This is a genomic window from Candidatus Leptovillus gracilis (assembly GCA_016716065.1).
In the GTDB taxonomy this organism is placed as follows: domain Bacteria; phylum Chloroflexota; class Anaerolineae; order Promineifilales; family Promineifilaceae; genus Leptovillus; species Leptovillus gracilis.
The window spans coordinates 768,280-784,577 of sequence record JADJXA010000001.1; the positions used below are offsets into that span (position 1 = coordinate 768,280).

The window sequence follows — 16,298 nt, forward strand, 5'->3', positions numbered from 1 at the left end:
AAATCGTAAATCCTACAACAGCTTAAACCAAAGGTTTTTTCATTTCGATGCGGCGGAAGGCTTCAAAATACCCGGCAGCTTTATAGCCTTGCCAGGTGTCATCGTCGAGGATGTTTTCGGTGATGGTGTCTTGCCGTTTGTGGCGTTGGTGCAGAATATGCAGAATGGCGGCGGCAACCTCGACCGGGTCGCCGGCCGTTACTTCGACATTGATGCGTGTCAACTGCAACAGCCCGGCGTGGTAGGTTACCCAGCCGCGGCCACCATCCAACAATTCCACCACCAGCGCCGATAAATTCTTGACGTGGTGAAGGGATTCTATCTCGTTGAGCCAGTTGGGGACCTGACGGCGATGGGAGAGCAGCATAATGGCGTCGTCGTGGCCGAGGGGGATGACATTCCTCACGCGGATGTCTTCGGGTAGTTCGGCGTGCAAGTTGGGGGCGCGGCGGGCAACGATGAGTTCGCGGGTTTCGCTGAAGCCGCATTTGCAAAAAAGGGTATGGGCCGGGGTGTTGCCTTTGATCACTTCCAGCCAGATCGTTGCCACGTGCAGATCGTGCGAATGCTGCATCAGTTGGTCCATAAGCGCCTGGCCGGTTCCCTGGCGACGGCCGTCTGGCAAAACCCCCAGGCGCGAAATCCAGGTACGGCCGTCTCGCACTCCCAACATACCCAAACCCAACATCACATCCCCTTTTACGGCCACCGCGGATCGTTCCAACTGCACGTCATAGACACGAGCATATTCCTGCAAACGGGCCGCATTCATGGGCATGGGCACCAGGTAATCCACTCGCGTCTGGTTGTAAGCGGCGACCAGTTCATCGTAGGAGAATTGACTGGCGGGGACAAGGTTCATACACGCCTCAGTGGGGCTGAGCACAGTTTGGGCAACAATGCAGCAGGGTGGTTAGAGGGGAAAATGCCGGCTGACACCCTATGCTAACGCAAACCCACGCATCAATCATTTTGCAGAAATGCCGCAATTTGCGCAGGGAATTGTTTCACGTCAATGGGTTTGGTAATACAGCCATCACAGCCGTAACGCCGGGCCATGCGCTCGGCCGTTTCGACCGGCCAGGCCGTGACGGCCACAATAGGCACGTGTTCCAGATCTGGGATCTGTTTTAACAGGGTGACGACCGTCTGACCATCCAGATCGGGCAAGCCCATATCAATGAGGATGAGGTCGGGCTTCTCATCTATCGCCAGGGAAACCCCCGTTTCGCCATCGGGTGCGTGCAGCAGGCGATAGGGATGGGGCTCCAAAACACGCTCAATCAGCAGCTTGTTGGCGAGATTGTCTTCGATTTGTAGAATCGTTTTCATCCCTTTATACCTCTGTGTTCCGTGTTCCGATTACGGATTACGCCGCCGGGGGTGGCACGGGCAGGTCGGCTACGGCCGTATCCTTCCACTTTTCGCCTTCTTCAATCAACATCACTGGAATGCCATCACGAATGGGGTACTTCAGGCCAGAATCGGCCGAGACCAGCCAGCAGCCATGCACCAGTTCCAGCCGGCCAGGATCGCTGCCGTATTCCTTCGACTGCACCGCTTTGGGGCAGCGCAAAATTTCTAAAAGCTCTGGGCTAATGGGGAGTGAATCGTTGCTCATCATGTTCTCCTCTAAATATGAAACTCACTGTGGTTACAGGGCGATCATACGCAACTTAAAGATAAGTGGCAAATGGAAAACGGCCGTAAGCAAAAGGTCAGCTGGCCGGTTGGTTGGTTCTCTTTGCCGCCAACCAACCAACCGGCCTCCCAACCTTTCCCATTCACCCATTTCATGTTATCTTTAGAATCTGCAAGAGGGCCTTGGACGGTCACGGCGACAGATTACCGTGGCCGTTTTTCACGCCCCCGGAGAATTTTCATGATAGAACAAACAACCAATGCCAACGGCGATCTCAAAGAAGCCATTGATGTCCGGCGCACATTCGCCATCATTTCCCACCCGGACGCGGGGAAAACCACCCTGACAGAAAAGCTACTGCTCTATGGCAACGCCATCCATCTGGCCGGCAGCGTGCGCGCGCGGCGCAACCAACGCAGCGCCACGTCCGACTGGATGGCGATGGAGCAAGAGCGTGGCATTTCCATCACCTCCACCGTGCTGCAATTCCCTTACCAGGGCCACGTTGTCAACCTGCTGGACACACCCGGCCATCAGGACTTTTCCGAAGACACCTACCGCACATTGATGGCCGCCGACAGCGCCGTCATGGTGCTGGACGCCGCCAAAGGCGTGGAAACGCAAACGCGCAAATTATTCGCGGTTTGTCGCCAGCGCGGTATTCCCATGTTCACCTTCATCAATAAGATGGATCGGCCGGCGCTGGACCCATTGGCCCTGCTGGATGAAGTGGAAACGGTGCTGGGGATGCAGCCCGTGCCCATCAACTGGCCGGTCGGCGACGGCGACCGCTTTAAGGGCGTCTATGACCGCCGCACACAGCAGGTCCATATGTATGACCGCACGGTGCGCAACCAGACCATTTCGCCAGAAACCATCACCACCCTGGAAGACCCGCGCCTACGCCAAAACCTGAACGACACGCAGATTGATGACTTCTATACCAACGTGGCCTTGCTGGACGAGATGGGCATGGATTTTGACCAGGACGCCTTTTTGCGCGGCGAACAGACGCCGGTTTATTTTGGCAGTGCGTTGACCAATTTTGGCGTGCAGTTGTTTTTGGATGATTTTGTGCGTTTTGCCCCTGGCCCCGGCGCGTATCCGAGCGATCACGGCCGTATTGACCCCTTCAACCACGATTTTTCCGGCTTCGTCTTTAAAATTCAGGCGAACATGAACCCCAAACACCGCGACAGCGTCGCCTTTTTGCGGATTTGCAGCGGCCGTTTCGAGCGTAACATGGTGGTGAACCATGCGCGCACAGCCAAAAGCATTCGCCTGCCTATTCCCTACAAATTTTTTGCCGACGAGCGCGAAGTGGTGGAAGAAGCGTATGCCGGGGACATTATCGGACTGCCGGGCAACCGCAACTTTAACATCGGCGACACCATCAGCGCCGGTAAAGCGTTCAACTTTGCCCCTATTCCCCGCTTCGCCGCCGAGCATTTTGGCCGGCTGATCAATTTGGACATCGGCAAGCAAAAGCAGTTTCTGAAGGCCATTCACCAATTGGAAACCGAGGGCGCGATGCAGGTTTTGTACGAGGTGGACGCGCAGCGCCGCGACCCGATTCTGGCGGTGGTGGGCGTGCTGCAATTCGACGTGGTGAAAGCACGTCTGGAGACAGAATATGGCGTGATGGTACGGCTGGAGATGCTGCCGCACCAGTTATGCCGCTTTGTCGAGGGTGATCCACAGGAGATCGAAAATCTGCCCTGGCGCTACAGCGGCATGATGCAGACGAAGGATGGCGACGGCCGTCTGGTAGGTCTGTTCAACTCCGAACACGAATTCAACTACTACCGCGAAAAATACCCCAAAGTGGTCTATAAGCAGATGGTATAGAAATCGTCAATCCTTCGGGAAGCTCAGGACAAATCGTCAATCGTCAATTTTCTCGTCAATTCCTGCAAATCAGGGTGATCCCCGGCGTGGCTGCTGTAATAGGCATAGCGGATGACGCCCTGGGTGTCCACAATAAACGTGCCCGGCAGCATCTTCACATCACCGGTTGCTTTCCCCTGAACATGTCCTCTGGCGGCGGCGCGCACGGCCGCTTTCGCCATGCCCGGGTTCAACATAGAAGCGACGCCGGCGCGTTGCAGCCCATACACTTCATACACATCGGCCGTCTGATTGCAGTAACAGTCTATGCTGGGAGCCAGATTGCCGCAGTAACGTTCGGCGTGTTTCGGTTCCCCCAACGCCACAGCCACCACTTTCAGCCCGGCCTTTTCAATTTCCTCACGATGCAGCTCTAACTGAGCCAGCCATTCACGGCAAAAAATTCAACCAAAGTGCCGTAAAAACGTCAGCAGCGTCGGGCCGTTGGCCCATAAAGTCTGCAATTCCACCGGTTCGCCCGTAACGGATAGAGCCAATCCATTGGGGGCCAGATCGCCTATTTTCAATTTTTTCGCCATGTCTCACCTTTGTAATTGGACAATAATAGTGCAATTATATATCTTGCAAAGTTTTTGTCAATATATGGCGATCCGTTAAACCACAACGGCCGTTCCTCATCCAGCCTCTTCTTAACCCGTTATCACCACCGACTATCCACCCAAATCCCTTCCCGAAAACATTGACCTTAAAAGTTCGCCCGCCCATCTTCACATAAATGGGGCTTTGGTGTATACTGTTGGCCTAACGTGGTGAAAAGTGGGGCATTGTGGGGCATTATGGCCGCATAAACCTACCAAAACCGTGTTAAAATGGGGCAAACAGAACGAATGTTCTAGCAGTATTCTACCCAGATTAGACCCTATAGGTCTCGCTAAATAGATAACACCGGCCAGAAAAAGCCGGAATACGCGACGGAACATCATGCTTTTAGGTGAATTTACGCACACCATAGACACCAAAGGTCGGCTGACCATTCCCGCCAAGTTACGCGGCGAAATGGCCGGCGGGCTGGTGGTTACGCGCGGCTTCGACCAAAACCTGATGATCTTCACCGTAGAAGGTTGGCGGCAGCTGGCGGATAAAATTGCTGAACGGCCGTTAGGCGATGAAGACGTGCGCGCTTTCCGGCGGCGTGTCTTTTCCGGCGCAGTAGACCTGGAACCCGACCGCCAGGGGCGCATTTTACTGCCCCCCTACCTGCGCGAATTTGCCGCCATAGACGGTGATGTGATCATCGCCGGGATGTATAACTACGTGGAACTGTGGAACCCAGACGCCTGGCAGTCCATCCGCAGCGCCATCAACGACAGCAGCGACGCCGCCCGGTGGCAAGACCTGGGAATCTAAGAATTCACAATGAGCGATTGAGATCGTCAATCGTCAACCAAATGACCCATACGCCTGTCCTTTACCAAGAAGTGCTGAACCTGCTGCGTCCACAGCCAGACGGCCGTTACCTGGATGGCACACTAGGCGCTGGCGGACACACAGCCGGAATTTTAGCCGCATCAGCGCCTAACGGCCGTGTCCTCGGTTTCGACCGCGACCCGGAAGCCATTGCCTTCGCCCGCCAACGCCTAGCCGAATACGGCAGCCGGGTGACATTCGTCAACGACAGCTACGCCAACATGGCCCAGATCGCCCCCACGTTGGGCTTTGCCCCGCTAGACGGCATCTTGCTCGACCTGGGTCTATCATCCCGGCAGTTAGACGACGGCGCGCGCGGTTTCGCCTTCAGGCAAGAGGGGCCGCTAGACATGCGCTTCGACCAGACACAAGGCGAAACAGCCGCCGACCTGCTTAACAACCTGACAGAAGTAGAACTGACCGATATTTTTTGGCGCTACGGCGAAGAAAAACAGAGCCGCGCCTACGCCCGACTCATCGTCGCCAACCGGCCACTCACCAGCACCACCCAACTGGCCGACCTCATCGCCGGGCGCACAGGCAGCCAGCGCCGCCGCATTCATCCGGCGACGCAAATTTTTCAGGCGCTGCGCATCGCCGTGAATCAGGAATTGGCCGCTGTGGAGACCGGCGTACCGGCGGCCATCAGCCTGCTAAAACCGGGGGGAAGGCTGGCCGTCATCAGCTTCCACTCATTGGAAGACCGATTTGTTAAGCGGCTGTTCCGCCAGCAGAGTCAGGCCTGCACCTGTCCGCCGGAACAGCCGGTTTGCACATGTGGTGGCAAAGCGCCTCTGCGCCTGATCACCCGTAAAGCCGTCCAGGCAACCGCCGCCGAAATAGAAAATAACCCGCGCAGTCGCAGCGCGCGCCTGCGGGTCGTCGAGAAAAACAGCGTATGACGACAAATTCGATGAGACAAAAACGAGAAACAGCCAAACGTTTGAACTGGCTTACAGAAGCGCAGGCGGCCATCGGCTGGGGCATCATCCTGGTTCTGCTCGCCATCCTGGGGGCAATTTACCTCAACCAGGCCAGCCACATTGCCGTCACCGGCCGCCGCGTGCAGATGATGCAAAACGACCTGGAAACGCTGAAACGGGACAACGCTGCTATCGAAAGAACCATTGCCGAATCACAATCGTTGGGACGATTACAGCAGCAGGCGCAAGCGATGGGCTTTGTCGAAGCAAAACCGGGCGACATCGAATATCTGTTGATTCCTGAATACCCCCACGCAACGGCCGTGCCGCCCCAACTTTCACCCGACCCCGCCGCCACCCCCCAAGCTGCCCCGGTCTCGCCGCCAGAAACCATCGAAGAAGCCTTCTGGTTGGCCTTTCGCGACAGCGTGGGCGACCTGATCCAAGGAGAAGCCGGTGAATAACAGTCAATTACGCCGCATGTGGATTATCGTGATCGGTCTGGTGTTTACAACCGTCATCATCATCGGTCGTTTGGTCGCTTTCCAGATCATCCAGGGCGAAGAATGGGCCGCCAAAACAGCCGATGAGTTGGTCGTCATCGCCCGCCCGGAGCGTGGCGTTATCTACGACCGCAACGGCGCCGTCCTGGCCGCCAACGGCGCCGACTACCAGATTGGCGTTTCCCCCAACCTGGTGATCAACCCCGACGAAGTAGCCAATCAGCTGGCCGTCATCCTGGAACAACCCCGACACGAAATCATGGGCGCGCTGCAATCCAGCGCTCCCTTTGTCATGTTAGCCGGGCGCGTCTCCTCAGACATCGCCGAACGCGTGCGGCAGGTAAACGCGCAGTACGGTGGCCTACAAATTGACCCCCTGCCCCGGCGTTTTTATCCTCAGGGCGATCTGATGTGCCACACCCTGGGCTACGTAGACTTCGACGGCAACGGCGGGGCGGGCATTGAGGGCTATTACCAGACCGAGTTGGCCGGGGAAGCGGCCAGCGCCACAATCAACATTTCGCCTTTTTACGTGCAGCAGAGCGTCATTGCCCGCGAAGGCGCGGACATGGTGTTGACCATTGACCGCTCGGTGCAATATATGGTGGAAAAACACCTTAAAGAAGCAATGGTGGAATGGGGCGCGGAAAGCGGCACCATCATCGTGATGGAACCAAAGACGGGGGCCATTCTGGCCATGGCCAGCGAACCATGTTTTACACCCGATGGTTTTTACAAAGCGCCAGAAGAGATGTTGTTTAATCCCATCGTCAGCCGCCAATTCGAACCTGGCTCGGTCATGAAGTTGATTACGATGGCGGCCGCTTTGGATTCAGGCGCAGTGACGCCGCAAACAACTTATTACGATTCCGGCGAATTGTGGGTGGGCGGCCATCGCACGGTGAACTGGGACCGCGCCGCGCATGGCACGGTAGACATGACCACGCTGCTGTCCCGCTCGCTCAACGTGGGCGCGGCGACCATTACCACCTGGATGGGCGCGGACACCTATTATGATTACATGCGCCGCTTCAACTTTGGCAGCCCTACCGGCATAGACATTATGTCGGAGGCGGGCGGATTGATGCCCCTGCCCGGCGACGCATTGTGGACAGAGTCATTCATGGCGACCAACTCTTACGGCCAAAGTCTGGCGGTAACACCGCTGCAAATGATCGCTTCTGTATCGGCCATCGCCAACGGCGGGGAGTTGATGCAGCCTTACGTGGTGCAAGAGGTTCATACCGCCAACGGCACATTTATCCACCAACCGGCGGTCCTTAGCCGCCCCATCAGCCAGGAAACGGCGCGGCAGGTCACGGCCATGGCGGTAACGGCCGTTGCCAGCGAAGTCCCCGAAGCCAGAGTAGACGGCTACACCATCGCCGGCAAAACCGGCACGGCGCAAATCGCCGAAAACGGCGTCTACTTGCAAGAAGACACCATCGCCTCTTTTATCGGCTGGCTGCCCGCCGACAACCCGGAGATTATTGTGTTCATTAAGCTGGACAAACCCCAGGTCTCTCCCTGGGGGTCCACCACCGCCGCACCAACCTTCGCCAAACTGGCGAACGAATTGGTCGTCTTGCTGGGCATTCCCCCCGACAACATGCGCCAGCAGGAAGATGTCATGGCCCTGAGAAATTAAGAAGGATGAATGGTGAATTGTGAAGTTCTCTTTACTTCACAATTCACAATTCACAATTCACAATTATGTTAAGTCTTGGTGATTTTTTAGAGGTGCTGACGCAGTACGAAACGACCGGCCACGAACCGGCCGTTTCTTGCGTTGTGGTGGACAGCCGCGAAGCGGTGGCTGGCAGCGTGTTTGTCGCCCTGAAAGGCGAACACGTAGACGGCCACGATTACGTGGCCGCCGCCTTTGCCCAGGGGTCGCAGGCGGCCATCGTCGCCCGGCCGCTGCCCGGCAGCCACCACACCATAGACCTGCGCAGCGGCCAACCAAGACCAACGTTCACATTTCAGCCGCCCCTCTGCCTGGTGGTAGACGACCCCGTGGCGGCGATGCAGGCGGTGGCCCAGGCATGGCGCGCGCGCTTTACGCCGCGGGTCATTGCCATTACCGGCAGCGTAGGCAAAACCTCAACCAAAGAACTGGTTTATTCGGTGCTGGCGCGCCACTATCCCACCTTAAAATCGCCGGGCAACCGCAACAGCGTATTGGGATTGCCACCAGTGCTGCTGGCGTTACGGCCGTATCACCAATACGCCGTCCTGGAAATGGGCATGTACACCCCCGGCGAAATCGCCCGCCTGTGCGAGCTGGCAAAACCGGTGGTGGGCGTCATCACCATGGTTGGGCCGGTGCATCTGGAACGGGCCGGCAGCCTGGAAGCCATCGTCGCCGCCAAGCAAGAATTGGTCGAGAGCCTGCCGGCGCAGGGCACGGCTGTTCTGAACAAAGACGACGACCGGGTGATGGGCATGGCCGCCCATACCCCGGCGCGTATTTTCACCTATGGCCTCAATCCGGCGGCCGATGTGTGGGCCGACAACATCCACTCCATGGGGCTGGAAGGCATTCGCTTCACCCTGCACCATGACCGGGAAGCGCTCAGTCTACAAGTTCCGTTGATTGGACGGCACAGTGTGCATACGGCGCTGCGGGCAACGGCCGTTGGCCTGGTCGAAGGCTTGTCTTGGGACCAGATCATCAGCGGGCTGGCCGATTCGCGGGCGCAGCTGCGGCTGGTGGCTGTGCCCGGTCCACGTGGCTCCATCATCATAGACGATACCTACAACTCCAGCCCAGACTCGGCCATGGCCGCCCTGAACCTGCTGCATGATTTAGACGGCCGTCGTCTGGCCGTGTTGGGCGATATGCTAGAGTTGGGCTACATGGAAGAGGCGTCGCATCGGCTGGTGGGCCGCCGGGCAGCCGAAGTGGCCCACGTGCTGCTGACAGTCGGGCAGCGCGCCCGGTGGCTGGGCGAAGAAGCGCTAAAGGTGGGCATGGCCCCGGACCGGGTATTCATGGTGGATGATCTGGCAACGGCCGTCGCCGCCCTGCAAGAAATCATCGCGCCCCAAGACATGATCCTCATCAAAGGGTCGTTGGGCATGAACATGAGCCGCATTGTGGCCGCGTTGGGAGAAGGCTGATGATATTCGCCCTCACCGTCGCCACCATGACTTTTCTGCTGGCCGTCATCTGGGGTGGACCGTTTATCGAGGCGATGCGGCGGCTCAAATTAGGCGCGCAAATTCGCATCGAGGGACCACAAACCCACATGGCGAAAATGGGTACGCCGGCCATGGGCGGCATCCTCATCGTCGGCTGGGTGGTGTTGGTTAGTCTGGTCGTTAACATCGTCGTTTTTTTACAAGAGCTAGAAATCGCCGAAAGCGTGATCATTCCCCTGGGCGTTATGGTTGCCTACTCGATTCTGGGTGGCGTAGACGATTATTTAGGCTTTCGCCCACGACCACATGGCGAAAAAGGGATGCGCGCCCGGGTAAAAATCTGGTGGCAGTTGGGTATCGCCCTGGTTGCCGCCGTGCTGCTGTATTGGATGGTCAACAATGGGCATGGCTACGTCGGCGTGCCCACCGTGCCCTTCCTGATAGACATCGGCATTCTGTATATTCCCATCGCCGTCATCATCATCACCGGCACAGCCAACGCTGTCAACATCACCGATGGGCTGGATGGGCTGGCCGGAATCATCGCCGCCACCGCCTTCATCGCCTATGGCATCATCGCTGCCCTGCAAGGCCAAAATTTTTTACTGACCTTCTCTATGGTCACGGTGGGCGCTTGTTTTGCCTTTCTGTGGTACAACGCCAAACCGGCGCAAATGTTTATGGGCGACGTCGGTTCCCAGGCGCTGGGCGGCGCGCTGGGCGTTGTGGCTCTGATGACCAATCAATGGCTTATTCTGCCGGTTATCGCTGTCGTGCCTTACGCTTCAATGCTTTCCACAACGCTGCAAGTGTTGTATTTCAAGCGCACCGGCGGTAAACGGCTGTTTAAGATGGCCCCTCTCCACCATCATTTTGAGCTAATCGGCTGGAGCGAAACACAAATTGTGCAGCGCTGGTGGCTGGTAGCCATTTTGGCGACGATGGTAGGGATGGCGCTGGCTCTGATTTAATGGACAAATTAAGCGGCAAACGACTACTGATTTTAGGGCTGGCGCGGCAGGGAAAGGCGCTGGCGCGGTTTGCCGCCGAGGTGGGCGCACAGGTAACAATTTCTGACTTGCGCCCGCCAGAAAAACTGGCCGGCAGCCTGGCTGATTTGCATGATTTGAATCTGACATATGTCTTAGGAGAACATCCTATGAGCTTATTAGAAGAGATGGACGTGTTGGCGATCAGCGGCGGTGTGCCCGCTGACGCGCCGCTGGTCCTGGCCGCCCGGCAACGGGGCATAACGATTACCAACGATTCGCAGGAATTTATGAAACGAGCGCCTACGGCCGTTATCGGCATCACCGGTTCGGCCGGCAAAACCACCACCACTGCCCTCACCGGCGTCATGGGGCAGGTTGCCGGGCGGCGCACCTGGGTTGGCGGCAACATCGGCCGCCCGCTGATTGCCGACCTGCACAAAATGCAGCCCGACGACATGGTGGTGCAGGAACTTTCCAGTTTCCAGCTAGAAATCTGGACGCAAAGCCCACGTGTGGCCGCTGTGCTGAACGTCACGCCCAACCATCTGGACCGCCACAAGACGATGGCCGCCTACGCCAACGCCAAAGCCAACATCTTACGTTACCAATCGGCCGACGATGTGGCCGTGCTGGCCGCCGACGACGCCGGCGCCATGTCGCTGGCGGGTGAAGTGCGTGGACGGCTGCGCACCTTTAGCCGGCGCGGCGCGGTTGCCGATGGCGCATTTGTGCGCGACGAATACATCTGGCTGAAAAATGGCCGGGAAACGGCCGTTTGCCCCCTCAGCGATATCCACCTGCCCGGCCAACACAACGTCCTCAACGTCCTGGCGGCCGTCACCCTGGCCGACACGGTAGGCATTCCGGCCGAGGCCATGCGCCAGGCGATTCGTACCTTCAGAGGGGTGGAACACCGGCTGGAACTGGTGCGCGAACTGCGCGGCGCACGCTATATCAACGACTCCATCGCCACCGCGCCGGAACGGGCGCTGGCGGCGCTGGCTTCATTTGACGAGCCGCTGATACTGCTGGCTGGCGGCCGCGATAAAGACATGCAGTGGGACGAATGGACGCGCCAGGTAACGGAGCGGGTGAAACATGTTGTTTTGTTTGGCGACCTGGCGGCGATGTTGGAAAGGCGGCTGGCCGAGGCCGGCTATACGCAGATGACGCGGGTGGAAGGGTTGGCAACGGCCGTAGCCACCGCCGCCCACCTCGCCAAACCCGGCGACATTGTACTGCTCTCGCCTGGCGGAACCAGCTACGACGCCTTCACCGATTTCGCCGAACGCGGCGAGCATTTTAGAGTGCTCGTGGCCGAACTTTAAGTTCAACCTCTCGGAAAGAGTTAAACGTTTAGACGAGTACTAACACGAAGCAGAGATTTAGAAAAAGGACCATCAATCATGACAAGCATCAATGTTGTCCGCAAACAAACCAACCGCGTCCGGCCAGGACAACGCTTCCTGTTCGATTATTGGCTGCTGCTCACGGCTGCCGGTTTGCTCATTGTCGGCATGATGATGGTTTACTCTACCACCTTTGATTATGGCCTGCTGTTCAAAGATGAACCAACCTATTATTTTGAACGCCAGTTTGTGGCGATGCTGTTAGGGCTGGTTGGTATCATCCTGATCATGCAGTTCGACTACCACGCCTTTCGTTACATTTCTGTGCCCTTTCTGGGTCTGACATTGGCCGGGCTGGTGGTGGTTCTTTTCTTCGGCGAGTCTATTTTCGGCGCGCAGCGCGGTATTTATGAAGGCTCTTACCAGCCTTCCGAGGTAGCAAAACTGGCGACTATTTTGTACATCGCCCACTGGCTCTCTTCCAAAGGAGATCGCATCAAGGACCTGACGTATGGCTTGCTGCCCTTCTCGGTGATTACCGGCCTGGTATGCGCCCTGATTGTGCGCCAGCCAGATTTGAGCACGGCCGTACTCATCGCCCTGATCTGCTTCGCCCTCTTCTTCATCGCCGGGGCCGATTGGCGGCAGTTCGGCGTGGCCGTATTGGCCGGCGGTGTGGTTTTTATCATTCTCATCAACGCCCTGCCCCACGCCGCCGCCCGCGTAGACGCCTACCGCGAAACCCTGCGCGACCCGGCCCAGGCGGGTTGGCACGTGCAGCAGACGCTCATTGCCCTGGGGCGCGGCGGCTGGTTCGGCGTGGGCATCGGCGAAAGCACACAGAAATTTGGCCCACTGCCGGCCGCCCACACCGACGGCGTTTTTGCCATTTTAGGCGAGGAATTGGGGCTGGTCGGCGCACTGGTCTTCATCAGCCTGCTGGCGATGTTGGCCTGGCGCGGCATTCGCATCGCTCTAAACGCCCGCGACATCTACGGCTCGCTGCTGGCCCTGGGCATTACCTGCTGGCTGACATTTCAGGCATTGATCAACATTTCCGTCATCACCGCCATCATCCCATTCACCGGCATCCCGCTGCCCTTCCTCAGTTATGGCGGCTCATCGCTGCTGTTTTCCATGCTGGGCATCGGCATTCTGCTCAACATCTCCCGCGACGCCGCCATAGAACGGCGCGTGCAACCGGAGAAAAAAGTCTGAATTGTGAATTTCTAGTTCACAATTCACAATTCACAATTATGAAGGTATTGGTATGCGCCGGGGGGACTGGCGGCGGCATTTATCCGGCTTTAACGGCCGTTTCTGAATTACAAGCCCTCGGCGTCAGCCGGGAGCAAATCTTGTGGGTCGGCGCGTGCGGTGAAATGGAAGAAAAACTGGTTCCACGCGCGGGCCTGACATTAAAAACCATCCGCGGCGGCGCAGTGGTGGGTGTTCCTCTGATAACGAGGGTGAAAAACGTGGCGAAACTGACCTGGAGCGTAGGCACGGCCGCACGATTAATGCGGCAATTCAAACCCGACGTCATGCTGATGACTGGCGGCTACATGGCCGCGCCTGTAGCCCTGGCGGCCCGCCTGCACGGCGTGCCCATCGTCATCTTCTTGCCAGACGTGGAACCGGGTTCGGCCATCAAAACCGTCATGCCCCTGGCGCACAAGGTCGCCTGCACCACCCACCTGTCCAGCGAATTCGTCCCGGCCGAAAAAATGGTCGTCACCGGCTACCCGCTGCGGCCGGAAATTCGCGCCGCCAGCCACATCAGCCAGGCGGAAGCCCTGGCCCAATTCGATCTACAACCCGGTCGCCCCACCCTGTTCGTCTTTGGCGGCAGCCGCGGCTCCTGGAACATCAACCAAGCGCTGATGGACGCCCTGCCAGACCTGCTGGCCTACTGCCAGATCATCCATGTCAGCGGCGACCTGACCTGGCCGCAGGTGGAGGCATATGCCAATACGCTGCCAGACGCCTTGCGGCCGTGGTATCGCCCCTATCCCTATCTGCACGAGCAAATGGGGGCTGCCTTCCGCGCCGCCGATCTGGCTGTGGCCCGCGCCGGAGCCAGCATGTTGGGCGAAAGCCCGGCCTTTGGTCTGCCCACAATTCTGGTTCCGCTGGCCTTCGCCTGGCGCTACCAGAAGGTCAACGCTGATTACCTGACCGAACGCGGCGCGGCCGTGCAGTTAACCGACGAGCGCCTGCCAGAAGAACTCAGCCCGCTCATTGCGAGCCTGTTTCAGAACCCGGCGCGCCTGGCGCAGATGCGCGCCGCCGCCCGCGCCCTGGCCGTGCCCGAAGCAGCCGCCCGGCTGGCCCAGGTTATCTATCAGACGGCCGTGTCTGAAGCAAAAGGAGCCACCGCGTGATTAGCATTAGCGCCTTCTTCTGGATTATGGTGATGCTTTTTGCCGTCGTCGGCGCGTTACGCGGCTGGACCAGAGAGGTTATCGCTACCTCTGGTTTGATTCTGGCGCTGTTCGCCATCAACCAGTTTGGCACCTATCTGGCCTCGTTTGTGGGCGGCGGTGGCACGCTAGACACCGACGCGATGCGCCGCCAGGTCTTTTATCTCTATGCGGCCATCTATCTGCTCATCGCCTTTTTTAGCTACCAGGGACCCGCTCTGGCCGGCGCCCGCCTGACCGGTAAACTGCGCGTGCGCGACAACTTCCAGGACAAGCTGATGGGTATGTTGGTCGGCGGGGTGAACGGGTACTTAATCGTGGGGGCCATGCTGGCTTTCTTGGAATTCCAATTGCAGTCACCGGGCAGTTGGGTCCGCCTGCCTCCGGGTGTGCAATATCCGTTTGCGTTTATTGTGCGACCCACAGATGTAGTACCGCTGCTCAATAATTTACCGATACCTTTTTTGGCCCCCTATCTGCCCTTTTTGGTGGTCATTGTATTTTTATTTGTGATTGTTGTGATGATTTAGGATGGGTACAGAGTTTAAACTGCGGCAAGGAATGCACATTCATCTGGTTGGCATTGGCGGATCGGGAATGTCCGCTGTGGCGCGTGTGCTGTTGGGCAAAGGGTTTGTGGTTTCTGGATCAGATATGCAAACGAATGAGTTAACGGCCGTTCTCGCCGCCACCGGCGCCACCATCTACCTGGGCCATCGGGCCGAAAACATCGCCGCAGCCGATGCGCTGTTCATCTCTTCGGCCGTGCCTGAAAGCAACCTGGAGGTAGCCGCGGCGCGGGCGCAAGGTATTCCCGTTCTCAAACGGGCCGACTTTTTAGGCCAGCTCATGGCCGACCACATCGGCATTGCCGTGGCCGGTTCGCACGGCAAAACCACCACCACCGGCATGATCGCCCAGATTTTGCTCCAGGCCGACCTGGACCCGACGGTGATTGTTGGTGGCACGCTGCCGAGCATAGAAAGCAACGGCCGTTACGGTGAAGGCGACTATTTTGTGATTGAAGCCGACGAATACGACCACATGTTCCTGGGCTTGCGCCCGGAAGTAGCCGTCATCACCAGCGTGGAACACGACCACCCAGACCTCTTCCCCACCGAGGCGGATTACGTGGGCGCGTTCCGCGAATTTATCGGCCTGCTGCCCGATGGCGGCCGGCTGATCGCCTGCGCCGACGATGCTGGCGTGCAAGCCCTGCTGCAAAACCTGCCGCTGTCCGACGTGGAAATTACCACCTATGCCCTGGCAAATGAGGAAACGGCCGTGTCCGCCGATTTCCTGGCGCTGGACTGCCGCCCCAACCAACTGGGCGGCATGGATTTTGTCGTTGAGGAAGATGGGCAGTTGATCGGGCTGGCGCGGCTGCGCGTGCCTGGCGAACACAACGTGCGCAACGCCCTGGCGGCCATCATCGTCGGGTTGGATTTAGGCGTGGATTTTTCCACAATTCGCCAGGCGTTGGCCGAATTTGGCGGTATGGGCCGGCGCTTCCAGGTTTTGGGCGAGGTGGGTCGGGTGACGGTGATTGACGATTACGCCCACCACCCCACCGAGATTCAGGCGACTCTGGCCGCGGCGCGGCAGCGCTTTCCCGGCCGCCGTTTGTGGGCGGTGTGGCAGCCACACACCTACAGCCGCACCCGCTTGCTGCTGGAGCAGTTCGCCAAAAGTTTTGATCAGGCCGACCGGGTGATCGCGTTGGATATTTATCGCAGTCGGGAACAGGATACGTTGGGCATGGATACGGCCGTTGTCCTCCAGGCCATGAGCCATCCCCACGCCATCCACATCCCCGACCGGCGCGCCGCCGCCGACTACCTGCTAGACCGCATCCGCCCCCACGACGTCATCCTGACCCTGGGCGCAGGCGATGGCAACGAAGTTGGGCAGTGGGTATTGGAAGGATTGAAGAAGCGAGTACAGAGCTAGAGCGAGAGCTAGAGTAAGGGAATCTCTCCTCTCGCTCTCGCTCTCGCTCTCGCTCTC

16 protein-coding genes are annotated in these 16,298 nt (G+C 58.3%); 12 read left to right on the plus strand and 4 right to left on the minus strand.

All coding sequences use genetic code 11. The features are described from left to right. Positions 1 to 22: 22 nt before the first annotated feature. The 3 genes from IPM39_03235 to IPM39_03245 form a co-directional block, all read right to left on the minus strand. Positions 23 to 862: a GNAT family N-acetyltransferase gene (locus IPM39_03235; protein ID MBK8985085.1), complete on the minus strand. Its 840-nt coding sequence runs from the start codon at positions 860 to 862 to the stop codon at positions 23 to 25. Positions 863 to 963: 101 nt separating this feature from the next. Then, positions 964 to 1,332, minus strand: a complete 369-nt coding sequence (locus tag IPM39_03240) for a response regulator (protein ID MBK8985086.1) — start codon at positions 1,330 to 1,332, stop codon at positions 964 to 966. A 37-nt stretch (positions 1,333 to 1,369) separates the two neighbouring features. Beyond that, positions 1,370 to 1,624 carry a Trm112 family protein gene (locus IPM39_03245; protein ID MBK8985087.1) on the minus strand — a complete coding sequence of 85 codons (255 nt, stop codon included), beginning with the start codon at positions 1,622 to 1,624 and terminating at the stop codon, positions 1,370 to 1,372. A gap of 258 nt (positions 1,625 to 1,882) precedes the next feature. On the opposite strand from IPM39_03245, the gene IPM39_03250 reads away from it, so the two are divergent. After that, positions 1,883 to 3,490, plus strand: coding sequence for a peptide chain release factor 3 (locus IPM39_03250; GenBank protein ID MBK8985088.1), 1,608 nt, complete (start codon positions 1,883 to 1,885; stop codon positions 3,488 to 3,490). 23 nt (positions 3,491 to 3,513) lie between these two features. Here IPM39_03250 and IPM39_03255 read toward each other — a convergent pair whose 3' ends face one another. Further along, positions 3,514 to 3,933 carry a redoxin domain-containing protein gene (locus IPM39_03255; protein ID MBK8985089.1) on the minus strand — a complete coding sequence of 140 codons (420 nt, stop codon included), beginning with the start codon at positions 3,931 to 3,933 and terminating at the stop codon, positions 3,514 to 3,516. A gap of 538 nt (positions 3,934 to 4,471) precedes the next feature. On the opposite strand from IPM39_03255, the gene mraZ reads away from it, so the two are divergent. From mraZ to IPM39_03310, 11 genes are all read left to right on the plus strand, one after another. Continuing rightward, positions 4,472 to 4,897, plus strand: coding sequence for a division/cell wall cluster transcriptional repressor MraZ (gene mraZ, locus IPM39_03260; GenBank protein MBK8985090.1), 426 nt, complete (start codon positions 4,472 to 4,474; stop codon positions 4,895 to 4,897). 41 nt (positions 4,898 to 4,938) lie between these two features. Next, positions 4,939 to 5,859 carry a 16S rRNA (cytosine(1402)-N(4))-methyltransferase RsmH gene (gene rsmH / locus IPM39_03265; protein MBK8985091.1) on the plus strand — a complete coding sequence of 307 codons (921 nt, stop codon included), beginning with the start codon at positions 4,939 to 4,941 and terminating at the stop codon, positions 5,857 to 5,859. 11 nt (positions 5,860 to 5,870) lie between these two features. After that, the gene (locus IPM39_03270) at positions 5,871 to 6,344 is read left to right on the plus strand and encodes a hypothetical protein (GenBank protein ID MBK8985092.1); all 474 of its coding nucleotides are present in this window, start codon (positions 5,871 to 5,873) and stop codon (positions 6,342 to 6,344) included. Beyond that, positions 6,337 to 8,031 carry a penicillin-binding protein 2 gene (locus IPM39_03275; GenBank protein ID MBK8985093.1) on the plus strand — a complete coding sequence of 565 codons (1,695 nt, stop codon included), beginning with the start codon at positions 6,337 to 6,339 and terminating at the stop codon, positions 8,029 to 8,031. Before IPM39_03270 ends, IPM39_03275 begins: the two co-directional genes overlap by 8 nt. 65 nt (positions 8,032 to 8,096) lie before the next feature. Further along, positions 8,097 to 9,506: a UDP-N-acetylmuramoyl-tripeptide--D-alanyl-D-alanine ligase gene (locus IPM39_03280; GenBank protein ID MBK8985094.1), complete on the plus strand. Its 1,410-nt coding sequence runs from the start codon at positions 8,097 to 8,099 to the stop codon at positions 9,504 to 9,506. Next, on the plus strand, positions 9,506 to 10,498 hold the full coding sequence (locus IPM39_03285; GenBank protein MBK8985095.1) for a phospho-N-acetylmuramoyl-pentapeptide-transferase: 993 nt from the start codon (positions 9,506 to 9,508) through the stop codon (positions 10,496 to 10,498). The genes IPM39_03280 and IPM39_03285 overlap by 1 nt, the downstream gene beginning before the upstream one ends. Continuing rightward, the gene (gene murD / locus IPM39_03290) at positions 10,498 to 11,847 is read left to right on the plus strand and encodes a UDP-N-acetylmuramoyl-L-alanine--D-glutamate ligase (GenBank protein MBK8985096.1); all 1,350 of its coding nucleotides are present in this window, start codon (positions 10,498 to 10,500) and stop codon (positions 11,845 to 11,847) included. The genes IPM39_03285 and murD overlap by 1 nt, the downstream gene beginning before the upstream one ends. 78 nt (positions 11,848 to 11,925) lie before the next feature. Next, positions 11,926 to 13,086 (plus strand): cell division protein FtsW, encoded by a 1,161-nt coding sequence (locus IPM39_03295; protein ID MBK8985097.1) that lies wholly within the window; start codon positions 11,926 to 11,928, stop codon positions 13,084 to 13,086. A 38-nt stretch (positions 13,087 to 13,124) separates the two neighbouring features. After that, entirely contained in the window at positions 13,125 to 14,252 is a 1,128-nt protein-coding gene (locus IPM39_03300; protein ID MBK8985098.1) for a UDP-N-acetylglucosamine--N-acetylmuramyl-(pentapeptide) pyrophosphoryl-undecaprenol N-acetylglucosamine transferase, read from the plus strand. Next, a complete protein-coding gene (locus IPM39_03305) occupies positions 14,249 to 14,821 on the plus strand; it encodes a CvpA family protein (protein MBK8985099.1) in 573 nt (190 codons plus the stop codon). The genes IPM39_03300 and IPM39_03305 overlap by 4 nt, the downstream gene beginning before the upstream one ends. A 1-nt stretch (position 14,822) precedes the next feature. Beyond that, complete coding sequence (locus IPM39_03310; protein MBK8985100.1) at positions 14,823 to 16,241, plus strand: UDP-N-acetylmuramate--L-alanine ligase; 1,419 nt, start codon at positions 14,823 to 14,825, stop codon at positions 16,239 to 16,241. The last annotated feature ends 57 nt before the right edge of the window (positions 16,242 to 16,298 follow it).